General features: G+C 42.2%; 9 protein-coding genes. All 9 read right to left on the reverse strand.

Features of this window, described 5'->3' with window-relative positions; all coding sequences use genetic code 11:
• Positions 1-57 precede the first annotated feature (57 nt).
• Complete coding sequence (locus BM386_RS18985) at positions 58-918, reverse strand: sugar phosphate isomerase/epimerase family protein (RefSeq protein WP_091697128.1); 861 nt, start codon at positions 916-918, stop codon at positions 58-60.
• 3 nt (positions 919-921) lie between these two features.
• Positions 922-4,437 carry a PVC-type heme-binding CxxCH protein gene (locus BM386_RS18990; RefSeq protein ID WP_244545564.1) on the reverse strand — a complete coding sequence of 1,172 codons (3,516 nt, stop codon included), beginning with the start codon at positions 4,435-4,437 and terminating at the stop codon, positions 922-924.
• 430 nt (positions 4,438-4,867) lie between these two features.
• The gene (locus BM386_RS18995; protein WP_244545565.1) at positions 4,868-5,980 is read right to left on the reverse strand and encodes an endo-1,4-beta-xylanase; all 1,113 of its coding nucleotides are present in this window, start codon (positions 5,978-5,980) and stop codon (positions 4,868-4,870) included.
• Positions 5,981-6,103: 123 nt separating this feature from the next.
• Entirely contained in the window at positions 6,104-7,225 is a 1,122-nt protein-coding gene (locus tag BM386_RS19000) for an alpha/beta hydrolase-fold protein (RefSeq protein ID WP_091697129.1), read from the reverse strand.
• Positions 7,226-7,373: 148 nt separating this feature from the next.
• On the reverse strand, positions 7,374-7,922 hold the full coding sequence (locus tag BM386_RS19005) for a magnetosome magnetite crystal formation protein family (protein ID WP_091697131.1): 549 nt from the start codon (positions 7,920-7,922) through the stop codon (positions 7,374-7,376).
• Positions 7,923-8,110: 188 nt separating this feature from the next.
• Positions 8,111-10,249 (reverse strand): endo-1,4-beta-xylanase, encoded by a 2,139-nt coding sequence (locus tag BM386_RS19010; RefSeq protein WP_091697133.1) that lies wholly within the window; start codon positions 10,247-10,249, stop codon positions 8,111-8,113.
• Positions 10,250-10,261: 12 nt separating this feature from the next.
• On the reverse strand, positions 10,262-11,296 hold the full coding sequence (locus BM386_RS19015; protein ID WP_091697135.1) for a DUF5627 domain-containing protein: 1,035 nt from the start codon (positions 11,294-11,296) through the stop codon (positions 10,262-10,264).
• A 172-nt stretch (positions 11,297-11,468) separates the two neighbouring features.
• On the reverse strand, positions 11,469-13,232 hold the full coding sequence (locus tag BM386_RS19020; protein ID WP_170857131.1) for a RagB/SusD family nutrient uptake outer membrane protein: 1,764 nt from the start codon (positions 13,230-13,232) through the stop codon (positions 11,469-11,471).
• Between the two features lie 22 nt (positions 13,233-13,254).
• Positions 13,255-16,272: a SusC/RagA family TonB-linked outer membrane protein gene (locus tag BM386_RS19025; RefSeq protein ID WP_091697137.1), complete on the reverse strand. Its 3,018-nt coding sequence runs from the start codon at positions 16,270-16,272 to the stop codon at positions 13,255-13,257.
• Between the last annotated feature and the right edge of the window lie 8 nt (positions 16,273-16,280).

The following is a 16,280-nucleotide window of genomic DNA, read 5'->3' on the forward strand; positions in this document are numbered from 1 at the left end:
CTTGGTAGGTATCATTGAAAGCTTACCTGATACTTTCATTTTGTTTTGATTCAGTACTCATTGTGAAGCCCAGCTTTTGAGAAATTCCAATCCCTCCTTTGCGAAGCCATCCTGAGATGGAACGAGTGGTTTCCAGATACAGACTGCTCCGGCTAGCTCTTTCACGTCTGGTGTGAAACTCTCTATTGACACGACTCCTTGGTAGTTGATAGCCTCAAGTCCTCGCTTATAGGCATCCCATGGAGTAGTACCAGTACCTGGAGTCCCGCGATAATTCTCCGACACCTGAAAATGAATCAGTTTTTCCCCAGCCAGCTTGATGGCCGCTTCGGGATTAGGTTCCTCTATACTCATGTGAAAACCATCCAAGATCACCTTTGCTTCAGGTTCATTGATGTCAGAGATCAATCTCATCAGTTCTTCGCAGGTATTGATCAGGTCAGTTTCAAATCGGTTCAAGGTCTCTAAGGCGATATCCAATCCGAATTTTCTCGCATTTTGACAGACAATACGAAGATTAGTCACAGCTCTATCCCACTCTATTTTTTTCTGCTCAGGAGAAACCAACCTTGCTTTTCCTACAGCAGAATACATGGGACCAGCGACGAACTTGGCATCTAATCCAGCAGCTATTGCAAAGCACTGATCCAAGTATTCGAAACTGGTTTTATGAAATGAAGGATCTTCATTGGTGAAATCTCGACTTGTACCAAAAGCCCCGCAGATAACGGCCTCAAGACCGTTATCGCTAAGTGCTTGTTTCACTTCCGGTATATTGATCAGGGCAGGATCTTCCACTGGGATCTCTACTACATCATACCCAAAGCTTTTGATTTTTGGTAAAAGACTAAGCGTTTCAGAGCTGAATGGAGAAGTCCATAACCAGGTGCTAACACCGAATTTTACATTAATAGACATCTCTTATATCACTTTCATTACACCATTCATTTGCTTCCAGTGATTAGGAAGGGTACAAACGAATGGATAATCACCTTTTTGAGAAGGAACCGTCATGATGATAGATTCCGTAGAGTTTGGAAACACAAGTGCTGTAGAGGCAAGTACCTCCGACATTTCAGGAACAAAACTGTTGTCCATTCCAGTCAGATCCTGAGCCATCTTGTCAGCTGCCTGACCGATTTTTTCCAATGAACCTATGGCTCCGATCACCAAGTTGTGCTGCACAAAGTCAGGGTTGTCGAAATCCAAAACCAATTTGCTTCCTGCACTTACAATAAATGCAGATTTGTCGAAGGACATCTCGTGAGGAATAGCTGTAAGCGTGATCAAACCATCTTTTACAACTTCTATGGGTTGCTCAACAGCTGAAACTGCACCGCCGGTTTGACTTGAAGAGACCTTCTTGAGTTCAAGGCTTGAGTCATTTCCGATTCTGCCTGAGAATCTCCAATTGCCTTCGTAATCCCCTACTTTATTGCCAGAATCAAACTGCCCAACACGAACGTTCTCTGGAGATAGTGGAGCTGTGAATAACCCTTTGGTTTTACCCTTAGCTACTTCATTTCCATCAATCATCAAGCTCATGCTGCCATCTTCTTTCAGTGTAGCATTCACCAAGAATCTTTCTGATGGCAAATTCTTACGTGAACTGATAATTTTCACATCGCCATCTTGAGCAACTGCAAAGTGCAATGCATCTTTATACACATAGAGACTATAGCCATTTGTGCCATTACCCTGCGCTACCATTACGCCATCCAGTGCTTCTCTACCAGGAGCTACTTCCATCTCAATAGCCATTTCTTTTCCTGAAAGATCAGGCGGGAATAGAAGCGCATTTCGCTGACTCAGGGTATATGATTCAGTCACCAAGCTTCTGGAGATTCTATCTGCAATTCCCATTGCAGAATCTGCTTCAGATTTAGGAGCTACTTCTCTACCTTCAAAAGCAGCAGGGTGAGTCAAGGCCGCAGCAAAAATTGCTTGTGGTAAATACTCATCCTTAGCATTGTCCGCATTTTCAGAAATTGCTAACAATTTATTAGAAACATCAGCGGAAGCAGGCATTTCAGACACGGCTACAATAGCGTTTTTACGTACTTGGAGATTAGCATCTTCCATCAAGTTGGCAGCCAGGATTGCATCAAGTGCAGCCTGATTTTTAGGAATCACTCTTACCGCATTTTTTCTCACTCCAGCTGAAGGGTGGGTCAACGCTTTTTCTACCGCCTGTTGTGCTGCTGCATTATTTCCATCTAAAACACCAAGTCCATGAAGCGCCCAAAGTGCATTAATGGCTGGGGCATTCAATCCAACTTCATCTACTTCCTGATTATTGATGATTTCATACAAACCATCCAATACGTCCATGTTTTGAGTCTCAACAATCAATCGCTGAGCTGTAAGTCTCCAGAACATGTTATCACTTTTGATAGCTGATAAAAGCTCATTAGCATCAGCATCTTTCAAATCAAATACTTCAGAAGACTCATTGCCTTTGTAAGTTAGACGGTAGATTCTGCCATGCTTGCTATCTCTAAGCGGGTTGATGTAGGCATTACCTTCACCGTTTTCAAATCCACGAGGAGTTGGGTTGTGCTGAATGATGAAGTTGTACCAATCAGCTACCCAAAGTGAACCATCAGGCCCAACCTCTGCATGCACCGGGCTAAACCATTCGTCCGAACTAGCCAGTATATTAAATGCGTTTTTCTCTCTGTATCCAGAACCCTCTTCCAGTATTTTAGCATTGTGCAATACACGGCCGGTAGGTTCAGCCACAAAAGCCATTTGATTCCAATACTCCTGAGGGAAGTTTCTGGCAGTATATAAGTTGTGACCTGCAGCAGCTGTATAGCTACCATGCCAATCTACTTGTCTCAAGAATGGCGTGATATGAGGCATATCATAGTGGGAATCTATACCTGTCGCAGTATTTGGAGTTCCTTTGTAAATCGTTCTCTTTGCGTACTTGCTTTCCATGGCCAAATACACTGAGTGCTGACCATTGGCAGTAGAAATGAACGTTTCGAAGTCCTCAGAGAATCCTAAGCCCCAGGTGTTATTACTTGTACGTCCTAGGAATTCCATGTTTTCCCAGGTTGGTGTAAATCTATAGACACCTTGGCTGAAATTAAACTGCTTGCCACTCACTTCACCATTGAATCCTGAGTAACCTAAGACGCCCCAGACTTTATTGTCAAATCCGTATTTCAAGTTAGATGGACCAGCGTGAGTATCGAATTTACCCCAACCTGTCATCACTACTTCTTTGACATCTGCTACGTCATCGCCATCCGTATCTTTTAGGAATACAAAATCCGGAGCCATAGAAATTAACATTCCGCCATTTACAGCCATGATGGATGTAGGGATATTCAAGCCTTCGGCAAAAACCGTAACCTTGTCAGCCTTGCCATCACCGTTGGTATCTTCCAAAATCTTGATTTTGTCATCACCGCCTTCTTTACGAACTTCATTTGGATAATCAGTCGTCTCAATTACAAAAAGTCTTCCTCGCTCATCCCATGCAAATGCAATCGGATTAATGATCATAGGCTCAGATGCAAAAAGCTCCAATTCAAAACCTACTGGCACCTGAACTAGCTTCATTGATTCTTCAGGAGACATAGGCAACTGGTAGCGAGGTGCTGGATCTCTTCTCTCGTAATTCGGGATATCAGCATCCTCGAACTGGGGCTGAGGAATGTTGTATTCAGCCAAAAGCTCATTTACATCGTCACCTACAGCCCAAAGGATACCGTTGGCAACTAATTCCTGAAACTCTTTTTTCTCCCAAGTCTTTTCATTGTGACCATAGGCAGTATAGAATACTCTTCCTTTGCCCTGCTCACGAACCCAAGTATAAGGCTCTTTCCCTTTATCATCTACTCGCTCCATCAGGACAGTCATATCCGGATTCACCTGGCTGTGTACATAAGTCTCATCCCAAGTCTCAAACTCAGAAATCCCTTGCATCACCGGATGCTCAGCATTGACTATAGTGGCTGTAAAATCGCCGGTACCATGTGTGCTAAACTGTCCACCAACTGCCTCAACAAACCAATCTGAATTGCGGAAGCAAAAGGAAGCACTATGGATCGGGATTAATGCTTTACCGCTTTCCACGTATGATTTCAAAGCAGATTCTTGCTCTGCGCTGATCTCATCGTGATTGGCATAGATCATCAAGCCATCGTAATTATTTAATTTGGTGGAATTCAAATCAGCCACATCCGTAGTGTAAGTGAGGTTAATTCCTTTTTGGAACAAAGGTGTTTCCAGGTACATCATCAACTTTTCAGAATTGTGATGCTCACTTTCGTGACCAAGAACCAAGATCTCTATTCTTCTAGGGTCAGAGGAGGAAAGAAAGTTTTGATTGCCTTTTCCACCGCATCCTGCGAGGAAAGCCAACATTAAAATCACCATACCATAGAATGGGGATTTGGATAATTTTTGGGTTATCGAATACATATCATTAATTGAAAATTTTTCAGTGACTAAATTGCGGTAATAATTCCATCATTTCTCCCTGTATTAGCTTAAAAAATCACTGAATTATGATCTTTTTTTGCTGAATAACTAGAGAATTGTATGGTAAATCAGATAGAAATACTTGACGAAGCAGCTCTATTATCATCTATTCTCACTACCTATTCTTCTGCTACAAAGACAATTACAGCGAGTAACAAAGGACTTTCTCTTAAAGAAAACATTTAAAACCAGACTCTTTAGCCAGCATTGGCCCTAATTCGCTTATTGAACCTTGTCCAGACCTAAAGTGCAGGATTAAATGGATGGTATGATTGAGAATACTTGATGTGAGTTTTTAGAGATGAAAGCCGCTGTTGTGAGGAGTTCTACACAAAAGCGGCTTCTACCTCCTACTCACTTTTTAAGGTACTTATTTCACCACGCTGGCGATTTTATTAATCACCTCTGTTTTTGGTTCTAAGTTTCGGTCGAAAAGCAAAGGATAATTGGTTCTTCCTCTCACAGGGAAATTATTCAACCAGCTATTTCTATCTCCTAAGCCCCAAAAGGTGACCCGGGTGATTTTGTCCTTGTGTCTTTCATAAATCTCAAAAATATCAGCATATCTCTGGGCTAACTTAGCTTCGGCTTCTGGGGTGATTCCGTCTTTGTACGGATTATACTCATCAGAATTGGCGAAATTCATATTTAGATCGGCACCTTCAGCTCTTCTTGGCCTTGGGAGTACATCCACATCCAATTCGGTAACCATGACCTTGAACCCAGCCTCATGAATATCTATTATTCCCTGCTCGATTTCTTCCAACGTTGGTGAGTCCAGTTGATAATGCCCCTGCATTCCTATGGCGTCCACTTTGATTCCTTCGGCAACCATTTCTTTGGCAAAATCCAAGATACCTTTTCTCTTGGAAGCTCTCCACACGTTATAGTCATTGTAATACAATTCTGCTTCGGGATCCATTTCGTGAGCCTTGCGGAAAGCTGCTTTCATAAAATCCTTCCCGGCGATTTTGTACCAAGCTGATTCTCTAAACGAGCCATCCTCATTGAACGCCTCATTGACAACATCCCATCCATGGATTTTGCCTTTGTATCTGCCAGCCACCGTCTCTATGTGATCTTCCATTCTGGCAAGCAACGCATCTTTGGACAATGGCTCCTTATTTTCATCCTCAAAAACCCATCTCGGAGTTTGCTGATGCCAGACTAAACAATGTCCAATCGTGAAAGCGCCGATTTTTTCTCCCAAGGCCACATATTGATCCCCAAACTCAAAATCGTATCGGTCTAATTCTGGATGCACCAGTTGCCATTTCAGTCCATTTTCAGGGCTCAGACTATTGAAGTGATCTTTGATCAAAGCATTGACTTTTTCGTCAGTACTATTTACCTGCCTGGAATTCAGTGCTACTCCAATGTGATAGCTATCAGCGAAGATATCTTTTAGATTTTCACTTTTAGGGCTTTGTGCCGAAAACAGCAGGGTTAGCGACACAAAGGTTAAGGCTTTTTTTATTATCATAATATTAATTGTTAAATAGGTTGAGTGTTTAAGGAAATGTTTGTCGAACAGTTATCTGAAGAAAGCGGTCAGAAACCATGGCAGGAAACTTTCTGTTCCCGGTCAGGTCTGATTCTGTAGAAACTATTTTGAAAACAATAGTGGCGCTAGCTCATATAAGCTTCTTCGCCAAGTCTGGAACTCGTGAGCTGTACCTTCGGATACGTAGGAAACAGCATTGTATCCGGCTTCTTTTAAAGCACTTACAGCATTGAGTACACGCTCAGGATTTTCTTTACTTCCGGCGCTGATGAAAATCAAATCAGGTTTGCTGGAATCCTTCAATTCTTCCGGATTATAGGTTCCTCCGCTGAGCAAAGCGTACTTAGAAAACACCTCTGGTTTGTTCAAAGTAATGGAGTGAGTTTCCATTCCACCCATAGACAAGCCGCCCATTGCTCTATGGGCTCTGTCAGCAATAGTTCTAAAGTTCGCATCAACATATGGAATCAATTCATCAACCAAAACCGTCTGGAAAGCATCAATTTTGAAATCACGCAAGCCCCCAAACTTCACCTCATTGGTCATTCCATAAGTCATTACAATGATGAAAGGATCTACTTTACCCTCAGCGATTAGATTATCCATGATCAAGTTTGCATGGCCCTGATTACTCCAGGCAGTCTCATCTTCACCCCAGCCATGCTGTAGGTAGAGAACTGGGTAGCGCTTAGAAGTCTCCTGAGTGTATCCAGGTGGTGTATAAACAAATGCCCTGCGAGAGGTATTGGTGCTTGGGGAAGGAAATAACACTTGTTGGACATGACCGTGTGGCACATCTTTTAGCGCATAAAACTCTTCGTCGTGGGCGGGGATTTCAATTCCACTTTCCCAACGGGTAGAACCATAATAATTCTTGGCTCCGGGATCGTTAAATGTACCGCCGTCAATCGTGAGGTGATAATAGTGAAAGCCTTCGTCCATCGGTCCAGCAGTAGTTCCGGTCCAGAGTCCATCAGCATTTTTAGTCAAATCTGTTCCTCCTCTTCCTCCTAGTCCTAAACTTACATTTACACTTTGTGCTGCAGGTGCTTCCACTCTAAATCGGGCGTAACCTTGTGAGTTGACCTGAGGATATTCCTTTCCAGGTTGATTTTTAGAAGAGGGTTTGAAATCTTCTTTAATTTCTGCGTTTTCAGTTTGCGCAAAGCATACCGAACTGCTCACCGCTAGGAGAAAGACTAAAATAAGGGAATAATGTTTCATTGTCATTAAGGGTTAGAGTTATTGAAAATACGAATAAAATGCGGGTATAGAAGCTGGGTTACAAGTGCTATAATCTATAAGTCATTTACGTATTTTACTAGGTCAAAATTCATAGAAAGCCCTTTCATCTTTAGTCTTAAGAATTGGCTTAAGCCAGCCCTGCTTTCTTAAAAAAACGGATGGAGAGCGGGTATTTCCATAACTTTCCAGTGCTGGCTTTCAGCGCACCGATCAGTATGAAAAGAACATTGAGGATCATCAGAATGGTCACCGGGAAAATCCCCGTAAATAAAGATGGCAGTGCATTCAAATTGAAAGAATGACTCATGGGAAATTGCATGAAATTATTCATTGGGAAAATGATGATGGTGGTAATGAGAAGATAGATAGTAAAACTCAATATCCAGTTTAGCACATTCCTTCCATGCTGATCTATGGTTGGGTTGTTTTCTCTGTTCAGAGTCCAAAGTATAATCGGTACTACCAGCCCAAGTAATAAATGTACAAATCCTAACAATACCGAAATATGGATCAAAAAGCAGTAGGTGTTCTCATTCAGCCCAAAAAGATTGTTGGATAAAGTGAATGTTGAGGTGCTTAACAATTTACTTTTCTGGTAGTTAAACTCCTCTTCAGTGATCACTCCATCATTTAATAAAGCTCCTAGTCTTTCGAGATTTTCTAGATTTTTTTTCATAGGTCTTTAGTGGTATGGATTCGGAGTTTAAAGGAAAATTTTAAAAATCATAAGGCTTTTTTCAGGCATATAAAACAAGCTTAGATTAATGAAAAAACTTTCGAAATGCTTGTCGTCTTAAGTTGAAAAAAACTAACCTATGCTATTCCCTCTATATAGAGTTGTAGCATAGGTTAGTGAGTAGTGTATTACATTCCTTCTAATCCTTCTGCGAATCCAGCGTAAGCAGGTTTACGGTTCAGATTAAGATCCCAAAGCCCCTGTTTTTCTCCAGGAAGCCAATTGGCATTTTCAGGACTGTCAGTGACCCCCCATACGGTGATGCCGTAGCGCTGTGCCTCAGGGACATGTTGCACGTACATTTCGGCTACGTATTTATACATTTCACGTTGCATCTGAAGAATTTCTGCAGTAGGCGTGGTTGTATTCACACGCACGTCCAGCTCAGATACTTTCACCAGTTTGCCTGTAGCAGCCAGCATTTTGAACATAGAAACGATCTTATCCTTGTCCGAATCGATGTTGATATGCATCTGAGTTCCTATGCCATCGACAGTCACTCCTTTAGTTTCTATGTAGTTGACGTAGTCGATGATTCCCTGACATTTTTCTAGGCTATATTCAAGATTGTAATCATTGATAAATAGAAGATCATCCGGATTACCATATTGCTCGGCAAGTTCTATCGCTTTTACAGCATAGTCTTTGCCCAAGTAATCTTGCCAGTAGAAAATATCTGCGGCTAAATCAGTATTGCCTACACCGGTTTTCAACTCAGAAGGATTGGCATCATCCATAGGCTCATTTACGATGTCCCATGCTTTGATATAATCCTTAGTAGTAGTGAGCATTCCTGAGATCCATCGCTCAAACTCACCTTCTACAATGGAACGTTTCTCCTCATCTGTTTTGTAAACCAAAGTAGTAGAACCACCGGAAAGATTAGCGCTACTGAGCACTACATTGTCTAGATAGACGGTACCCGCAAACTCACCATAGGAAATCACAAATCGAATCCTATCATCAGCTGTGGCCACTGTACTCAAGGTTACCTGCTTCCATTCCTTTGTGACGCCCACTTGTCCAAAGCCATTTGAAGAATAGTTTGGAGATTGTAGTTCTGGACGAATGATACCTTCGGCATCGCCTTTCACCCAGAAACTCAACTTATATTCTTCTCCATTATTTAAAGGCGCTGCAAAGTCATAGGAAGTTTGTACCTCCCAAAATCCAGCAGTTTTGGATGGATTGGTTACAGAGAAAGCTTTTCCAGAACCTCCGAAACCCATTCCATCTTCGGTAACACCACGGCTAGAGCCATTGCCCCATCCTCCCCAGCCATTGCCGTTTTCGAAGTCTCCGTCAGCAACTAGGTTGTTTATTGCAGGCTCTCCTGTTGGATCATAGACGTATAGATTACTGATGTCTATGGAGTAATTTACGTTTGGTTCATAACCAAAATTGAAATGCATCTGGAAACTGTCTCCCACCACATCATTTACTGTGAAGCGGATTTCTTTCCAGGAAATATCAGTACCGAATGAGGTGCTGTCAGTACCTGTATTCATCCAATCTATGGCAGGTTGGTTGTTTTCAAGTCCTTCGAAAGTAATGCCACCCTGACCAGGAACATCGGATTTCACATAGACGATCACTTCATAAGGCTTACCTGGGATCACAGGTATCGGCGGAGTAGTAAGCTGCACGCTCTCAGGATCAGAACCTGACACGGCAGATAGCATTATCCCGGAGGTTCCTTCACCCATTCCTTCATTTTCCATATGCTTTACCTCACCTTTGGTCTGCCATCCCTCCATGCTTCCTGACATCAGTGGAGTCAAATCCAACTCATTTTTGAAAGGAGGAGATTCTACCACTAGGGGTGCAAGTAAGCCATTGAGATATCCCGCGTTTTGATTGGCATGCCATACAAGCGTGTGTCCATAAATAGACGTTCCAGCCGCTGATGCTGCTTCTATCGTGGCATTAACGCCATCAAAATTCATATTACCGTTTGACTGAACTATAGCTCCATGCTTCATGCCATAGCCGGCAGTCACTTCATGAAAATTACTGTTGATAAGTCGGTACATCAATCCTCTACTGGAGTATTGGTTCATATCTATCGCACCGCCCAATTTGAAATTGGGATTTGCGATGGTATCAATGTAGCTACCCAATGTGCCCATAGCGTTGAGGACTTCTTGTTCAGCTATATTTGCAGGCTTTTCTACCTGATAGTCATTGGTATCCATGTAGTCCACGCAGGAACTTAGTCCAATGGATACTGCCAGCACACCAATATATTTGTTATATAATTGCTTCATGGTCTCATTGAATTAGTTGTTAGAAAGGACAGGAGTAAATACTTCAAATCCTACACCCCGGTCTCTTACCACTAAGGTATCTTTGGTACTGATATTCATTTCTGGAAGAGAAATCTGATAATCTAAGTATAAGACATCTCTATCTTGATTACCCCAGCTGTTTTTCTCTCCTTTGGAAATAAACTGACCAGAACCACTAGCAGTGTAACCATCGTTAAGTGCTGAGACTGTACAGTTCCCTTCATCATCGAAGGTCAGCAAGAGATCCGCAGAAATATTTTCTCCATCTGTGCCGGGAAACGCCAAGGGAAACTCTACTTCATTTAGCGATCTGGTGATCAGCGAGTTCAATTCGCTATCCTCCAAATATTCTTCATGTCGAGTGAAAGTACCATTCAAGGCTGAATTGCCTTCAGATCCTTCAATGATGTCCTGTCCTCTTCTTAAGTAGTTCGCGTGATAAGGATTTACATACTTCAAGGCATAAAGCACAAAATCCTTCGGCTGAACAGACCAATGATCCGGATTAGTCCGCTGAGGATTGGCTACCTGCCCCATACCTGAGAGTACAGAATCAGCATTGTTTATCGCATTGATCCTTAATGGAATCACATAAGAATTTTTAATTGCTTTTGGATCATTGAAAAATCCGCTGGTAAGCTGAATTTCCACACCGCCAGTAACCTCACCTTTAGGGATAATTATAGATTCCGAAGCCAGTTGGTAATATTCTGCAGGAAGGGCCTCTACAGGATTTCCCTCAGAATCGAACATCAGCCCATCAATTAAGCTTTCATCCACCGCTACATTGATGGAGACCTCCTGTGGTGAAGCATAAACCCCGCCTGTGGTGGCGACAATCTTAAATCTTCCTTCATTGTCCATGGAAGTGTCGAAGATATCGTCCCCTAGCGTGATCGTTCGTACGGGATATTGATAAGCAAAATAAACTGTTTGGTAATCAAAATCAGGGAACTCCCAATCTTCATTTTTACATGAAACCAGGAGGAGGCAAAGCGCCAAAATTATATATGGAGTATTTTTCATGTGCTTATTAGTTGAGTTTCGAAGACCAGTAATTCAGGATTTTCTGCTCTTTTGCTGGCAGACCTGTGATTTACATTCATCACAGTAAGTACGCTCTGAGTCCTACTATTTATACTAGTTACCAATGCATTTAAAGCATTACTAACCAATTTGCTATGAAGTGAAAATGAAGTTACCATCCTGTATTTTGTTTAAGTTCTGTAAACTTCAATGTCTCACTGTATGGCACTGGGCCATAAATCATATGATCAGCATAGACTCTATTTTCTACAGGCATCACTTCATGATCACCTTCTTCTATGGTCATACCACGGGCAGTTTCCGTCAAGGAAGCATCCCATCTACGCAAATCCCAGAACCTGAAACCTTCAAAACTTAATTCTATTCTTCGCTCGTTTCTGATGAGTTCGCGCATCGCAGCCTGGTCACCTTTAATGGATTCCAAATAAGCATCACCATTTTCAGCACCGATTCCGGCACGTTGGCGGATAGCTCTGATTACATCGTATGCAGAAAAACCTGCAGTACCTGTTCCCATAGGTCCATAAGCCTCATTTGCAGCTTCAGCGTAGATCAGGAAAATCTCAGTATATCTGATTCTCGGCTTCATATGAACCTGCTGATTGGTAGAGTTAGGGTTAAGGTTCACATCCTGACGAAGCAGTTTACGAAGGTAATAACCAGTTCTGGTAGAGGTTTCTACTCTATTCAGTGCATCATTAGTAGTACCATCTATCGCAGTAGTAATTACTGTGTTATTTGGCCCAGCAGTACTTCCGTTCACTACCACAAAGTGATTCAATCTAGGGTCCCTGCCTGCATATGGATTTTGAGGATCATATGCACTGCTGGACTCGTCTATCGGAAAGCCATTAGCCATCGGAAAGGCATCTACAAAATTCTGGGTAGGGTTGATTAATCCATTACCAAATAAAGTAGGTGGATAATTATCTGCTTCGAGGTTATTGCTAGATCCGATAGAAGTACGCCACAGCACTTCTGCTGGATTTACACCACCACCGATAGCATTTAGTTCGGATGTATTTGCAAACCAGGTAACACCGTTTGGCGCTAATCCACTCACTCCACCTATGGTATTAAGAATGTCCGCAGCATGCTCTGCCGCTGCTCTCCACTTCTCAGTATCTCCGTTCGGATTGAATGCTGGGCTTGCCGCAAGAAGTGCAGCCTGTGCCATCACAGCATTGACGATCCTACCGGAAACAAGTTGGATAGCATCATCACCGAAAACCCGATTGTACTGTCCAGTTTCCGCTCCCTGAGAAGCATATTTGCTAGGAATCAGTGACGGATCAGTGATATTAGCCAAGTCATAAGGCAAAAGATCCATCGCTCTTTCTGCATCTGCGTAGAGTTGATTCATACATTCTTCGAAAGTGTTTCTAGGAATATTAAAATCAGATTCTACGTTTTGGGATTGTTCCAAAATAGGAACACCTAGCAATTGACCATCTGCCATACCACCGTGGGCTTGAAGCAAATAATACATAAACAAGGCTCTTAGTCCATAGGATTCGCCTTTTAGTCGATCTACAAACATCTGGTTTACAATAGGATCTACAGCAAAATCTACGCTGTCCACATCCTCAATCATTACATTCAGGTATTGAATGGCAGACTGTGCGCCTGTCCATTGGTTTACCGGGTTGTTGTTGGATGCCCACTGGCCAGTGGCCATGTTCAGAAACTGATTTGTAGGATTATTACTAACTGCATCATCCGTAGCCATTTCGCTGAATGACCAGCCATTTGTAGGAATTCGCAGGTAGGCATTGATCAGAAGTCCCTGAGCAAGTCGGGGTCTTTCAAGCATGTCTTCCCTGCCCTGTATATTTTCAATGGCTGGGTCTATCAGATCCTGACAGCCGGTCATCACCCACATGATGCCAACTATTAACCATAGTTTATTCTTCATATTGTTCAATTTTTGGGTCATGTTAAAATTGTGCTCGAATACCAAAATTGTAGAATCTCGTCTGCGGTGCGCTACCGATATTCATTTCCAATAATTCGCTGTTAGGACCTACAGTCAGCAGGTTCGATCCGCTGATGTATGTTCCCAATTCTTTGATAAACCCGTTACCCAAGATGCTTTTAGGGAAAGAATAAGAAATCTGGACTTTCGCCAAATCAAATCGGTTGGTGCTGTATAACCAGAAGTCAGAGTTTCTGAAATTATTCGCTCCATTCAGCGTAGTCAGTCTAGGAAAAGTAGCTGTGTTCTGAGTCTCTTCAGTCCAACGGTCTCTTACTTCCACAGAATACTTATCATCAGCATTTACCCAGAAATAATTGTTGTTCTTCATCGCATAGGCTCCACTTCTCATGGTTCCAATAGCGAAAATGGTGAAGTTTTTGAAACGTGCAGAAAGGTTTACACCCATAGTAAGTGGAGCACCTGACCATCCACCTCTTCCCAGATATACTTCATCCTGAGCATTGATTATTCCGTCATTGTTTTGGTCAATATACTTGATATCTCCAGGTCTTACTTCACCGAAAGCTTGAGAAGGTGAATTCTCTATATCATCCATGCCAGTGAAGAATCCATCGCTCTGTAGTCCCCATATCGCATCCAAAGGCATTCCCTGTCTGTTTTGATAACTATCTTCAAAATTCTCTGAGCGCTTAGCAGCTTCTGTGGTGTAATACAATCCTGACACTCCCAATGACCACTCCACTTCACCTACTCTTTTGTTGAGGTTCAATTGGAAGTCTGCTCCTTTTCTTAGGTCATTATTGTAGTTTACAAATGGTATCCAAGAGGAAATAGGCCATCCAGTCACGAAATAACTAGGATACAAAACATTGTTCTGAACAAATAACCCTGTCATTCTACTATTGAATACTGAGCCATTCAGCGTAAGTAGATTATCGAACAAGGACGCATCTAGCTCCAAACTGATTTCCTCTCTTTTCGGGAATTTCAAATTTGGATTTTCACCTCTTCTTACGTCCGTTCCGGTGTTATTAAGACCATCTTTCCACTCATACCATGATCCTTCATCTGTATAGATTGCCTCATATAAATAGTAGTCAGAAATATCCAGATCTGTATTCAGGATACCGGCAGAAACCGAGATTCTAAGGTTGTCGATCACAGAAGAGGATGACAAGAATCCTTCCTCGCTCATTCTCCAACCCAAGGTCATCGTAGGAGAGAATGCCTGTCGGTTTTGCTTTGCAAGCATTGCAGAATGGATAAATGCGCCACTGAATTCAGCATAATATTTCTGCTGAAAGTTGTATCCAAGGTGCAGACCTAAGTTCGCGTTGCTTGTCTTATGATAGATAGCTGACTCTGCGATTTGGTAGCCATTTGCTAGAAGCATAGCCGATACATTGTGCTTTCCCTTGAAAGATCTCTGATAATTCAACTGAGCTGAAAAAGACACTGTCTGACTAAACCAGTTGTTTGTGATATTCTGAGTTCTTGAACTAGCATCTTGTCCATACTTAGTCAAACTGGCAATTTGGTCTTCTCCATTGTAGTTTGTCCAGTTTGGCTGATAAACTGCATATTCATTGTCAAAGGACAAATTGTATGAAGTAGCGTAATTCAATCCAAATAGAGAACTGAAGGATAAGCCCTCGATTACGTTTCTTAAATCTGCATCCACGCCCGCATTGAACTGAAACTGGCGACTTGTGAATTTATTAGAACCACCCGCGTAGATATCAGCAATTGGGTTGGTTTGATCCAATTGGGTTCCTCCTAGTAGATATTTGCCATCGATCACGTGATCACTGGTTTCTACAAATCCCATAGAGGCTTCATCTCCCTCTTCGATGTACTCAAGAGGAATTAGCGGTGTAAATCTAAAAGGTCTCAGCGTGGTAGAACCTCCCCAGTAATCGGTATTCACTCCATTGCTATTGTAGAAAATAGCCGAAGCATCCACTTTAGCTGAGATAAAGTCATTCAAGTTTAGATCAATATTACCACGTACGTTGAACCGCTCGTTAGCATTTTCTGCCGCCTGACCGAAATCCATCACCGTTCCTTCAGTCATGAACCCTACGTTAGTATAATACCTTGCCGTTTCATTACCACCGGAGATTTCCAGGTTACCATCATATTTAGTATAAGCTTCCTGTAAATATTCTGGAGAATAATAATCCGTGTTTGGATAGCGGTAGATATTCTCTCCTGAAGAATGGTTATAGATATCCTCATTGGAATATAGCGGAGAAAGTCCGTCGTTCGTTCTAGCCTCATTGTAAAGAGACATATACTCTCCTGAGCCTAGGTATTGAGGATAGCGCTTTGGTGTATTGACACCAGCATTGGTACGCAAAGTGATATTTTGGCTGTTTGCCACACCTCTTTTGGTCGTAACCATGATTACTCCTTTAGCCGCTTTACTTCCGTAAAGAGCTACCGCAGAAACACCTTTCAAAAAGGAAATCTGTGCAATCTCCGTCGGGTGTACACTTCCAATATCTCTAGGCACTCCATCGATCAAGACCAATGCGCTAGAATTTCCCCACAAGTTGCCATTGTATCCACCTACAAAAGCTTCCATGTTTTCAAATGGATAGGTGATGTAGTTGTCACGAAGTATTTCTGGCATGTTCACATAGGATACGCCGCCCATCAAATCATTTTTATCCTTGGTTTGAAAGGCTACATTCACCTGATTACCCTCGAGGTTGCCAAATAAGACGATTTCTTCGAGATCTGGTGAAGCTACCAACAACTTGGTCTCATAGCCTGCAGCAGACACAGAGAGATAGGAATTGGTACTTACTTGGAGCTTGACTACTCCGAGGCTATCAGAAACTGCCGATACGCCATCTTCCTCACTAGTGACAATGGCACCCGTTATCGTCTCGCCGATATTGGATTTTACCACTGGACTTAGTGTGATTTTTAAGGTACCCTGTGCAAATAGTTGAAAGGGAATTGCAACTATTACGACACAGCATACCAGTATTGATTTTATATATTTCATTATGAATT

This window comes from Algoriphagus locisalis, from assembly GCF_900116615.1.
GTDB classification, from domain to species: domain Bacteria; phylum Bacteroidota; class Bacteroidia; order Cytophagales; family Cyclobacteriaceae; genus Algoriphagus; species Algoriphagus locisalis.

Bases quoted from the DNA above. Each gene is read 5' to 3' on its own strand.
- BM386_RS18985 (WP_091697128.1), bottom strand. From the start codon at position 918: ATGTCTATTAATGTAAAATTCGGTGTTAGCACCTGGTTATGGACTTCT.
- BM386_RS18990 (WP_244545564.1), bottom strand. From the start codon at position 4,437: ATGTATTCGATAACCCAAAAATTATCCAAATCCCCATTCTATGGTATG.
- BM386_RS18995 (WP_244545565.1), bottom strand. From the start codon at position 5,980: ATGATAATAAAAAAAGCCTTAACCTTTGTGTCGCTAACCCTGCTGTTT.
- BM386_RS19000 (WP_091697129.1), bottom strand. From the start codon at position 7,225: ATGAAACATTATTCCCTTATTTTAGTCTTTCTCCTAGCGGTGAGCAGT.
- BM386_RS19005 (WP_091697131.1), bottom strand. From the start codon at position 7,922: ATGAAAAAAAATCTAGAAAATCTCGAAAGACTAGGAGCTTTATTAAAT.
- BM386_RS19010 (WP_091697133.1), bottom strand. From the start codon at position 10,249: ATGAAGCAATTATATAACAAATATATTGGTGTGCTGGCAGTATCCATT.
- BM386_RS19015 (WP_091697135.1), bottom strand. From the start codon at position 11,296: ATGAAAAATACTCCATATATAATTTTGGCGCTTTGCCTCCTCCTGGTT.
- BM386_RS19020 (WP_170857131.1), bottom strand. From the start codon at position 13,232: ATGAAGAATAAACTATGGTTAATAGTTGGCATCATGTGGGTGATGACC.
- BM386_RS19025 (WP_091697137.1), bottom strand. From the start codon at position 16,272: ATGAAATATATAAAATCAATACTGGTATGCTGTGTCGTAATAGTTGCA.